This is a genomic window from Cerasibacillus terrae, from assembly GCF_008039555.1.
Classification (GTDB): Bacteria; Bacillota; Bacilli; order Bacillales; family Amphibacillaceae; genus Cerasibacillus; species Cerasibacillus terrae.
In genome coordinates, this window is the sequence record NZ_VDUW01000025.1 from 1 (window position 1) to 1,152 (window position 1,152).

Sequence of the window (1,152 nt, forward strand, 5' to 3'; positions counted from 1 at the left end):
AAAAAAGTTATGAACTCTAATAAGTAAGCACTTATTAGATAAGTTTATCTTAGCAATTTAAATGAAAAACGAGGTACGTTTTTCTTGACATACTGGTCGTTCTGTTCAGTTTTCAAAGAGCAATTTTAGTTTGTCGTTTTTTAACCGACTAGATTAGTATAACATGCATATCATAACATGTCAACTATTTTTTAAATATTAAATGGTGGAGCCTAGCGGGATCGAACCGCTGACCTCCTGCGTGCAAGGCAGGCGCTCTCCCAGCTGAGCTAAGGCCCCTTTTCATGGTCGGGAAGACAGGATTCGAACCTGCGGCCCCATGGTCCCAAACCATGTGCTCTACCAAGCTGAGCTACTTCCCGAAGATCAATATATAAATGGCGCGCCCGAGAGGAGTCGAACCCCTAACCTTTTGATCCGTAGTCAAACGCTCTATCCAATTGAGCTACGGGCGCTTATGGTGCCGAGGGCCGGACTTGAACCGGCACGGTGGTAAACCCACCGCAGGATTTTAAGTCCTGTGCGTCTGCCTATTCCGCCACCCCGGCGTATTAGTTGGAGCGGAAGACGGGATTCGAACCCGCGACCCCCACCTTGGCAAGGTGGTATTCTACCGCTGAACTACTTCCGCTTATAAAATGAGTGTGATGGTGCGGGTGAAGGGAATCGAACCCCCACATCCGAAGATACTAGATCCTAAGTCTAGCGCGTCTGCCAGTTCCGCCACACCCGCAAATATGGTGAGCCATACAGGATTCGAACCTGTGACCCCCTGATTAAAAGTCAGGTGCTCTACCAACTGAGCTAATGGCTCTCTCTAAATAAACAAGAAGTAAACACATGGTGCCGGCCAGAGGACTTGAACCCCCAACCTACTGATTACAAGTCAGTTGCTCTACCAATTGAGCTAGGCCGGCATGGTGGAGGATGCAGGGCTCGAACCTGCGACCCCTTGCTTGTAAGGCAAGTGCTCTCCCAGCTGAGCTAATCCTCCATATTAATTATGTCCATTTATTATTATGAAGTTTCTTGCCTGGCAACGTCCTACTCTTGCAGGGGCTATGCCCCAACTACCATCGGCGCTGAAGAGCTTAACTTCTGTGTTCGGTATGGGAACAGGTGTGACCTCTTCGCCTTCATCACCAGACAAGT

Annotated in this window: 9 tRNA genes and 1 rRNA gene; all 10 read right to left on the reverse strand. The window is 48.5% G+C overall.

The features are described 5' to 3' along the window. Positions 1 to 203: 203 nt before the first annotated feature. A tRNA-Ala gene (locus FHP05_RS15090) sits at positions 204 to 279 on the reverse strand. Between the two features lie 6 nt (positions 280 to 285). Beyond that, positions 286 to 362: transfer RNA gene (locus FHP05_RS15095), tRNA-Pro, on the reverse strand. Positions 363 to 378: 16 nt separating this feature from the next. After that, positions 379 to 455: transfer RNA gene (locus FHP05_RS15100), tRNA-Arg, on the reverse strand. 3 nt (positions 456 to 458) lie between these two features. After that, positions 459 to 548 (reverse strand) — tRNA-Leu (locus FHP05_RS15105). A gap of 8 nt (positions 549 to 556) precedes the next feature. Beyond that, positions 557 to 631, reverse strand: a tRNA-Gly gene (locus tag FHP05_RS15110). A 17-nt stretch (positions 632 to 648) separates the two neighbouring features. Further along, positions 649 to 733, reverse strand: a tRNA-Leu gene (locus FHP05_RS15115). A gap of 5 nt (positions 734 to 738) precedes the next feature. Then, positions 739 to 814, reverse strand: a tRNA-Lys gene (locus tag FHP05_RS15120). 27 nt (positions 815 to 841) lie between these two features. Beyond that, a tRNA-Thr gene (locus FHP05_RS15125) sits at positions 842 to 917 on the reverse strand. A gap of 1 nt (position 918) precedes the next feature. After that, positions 919 to 994 (reverse strand) — tRNA-Val (locus tag FHP05_RS15130). Positions 995 to 1,031: 37 nt separating this feature from the next. Beyond that, positions 1,032 to 1,147 (reverse strand): 5S ribosomal RNA (rrf, locus tag FHP05_RS15135). Between the last annotated feature and the right edge of the window lie 5 nt (positions 1,148 to 1,152).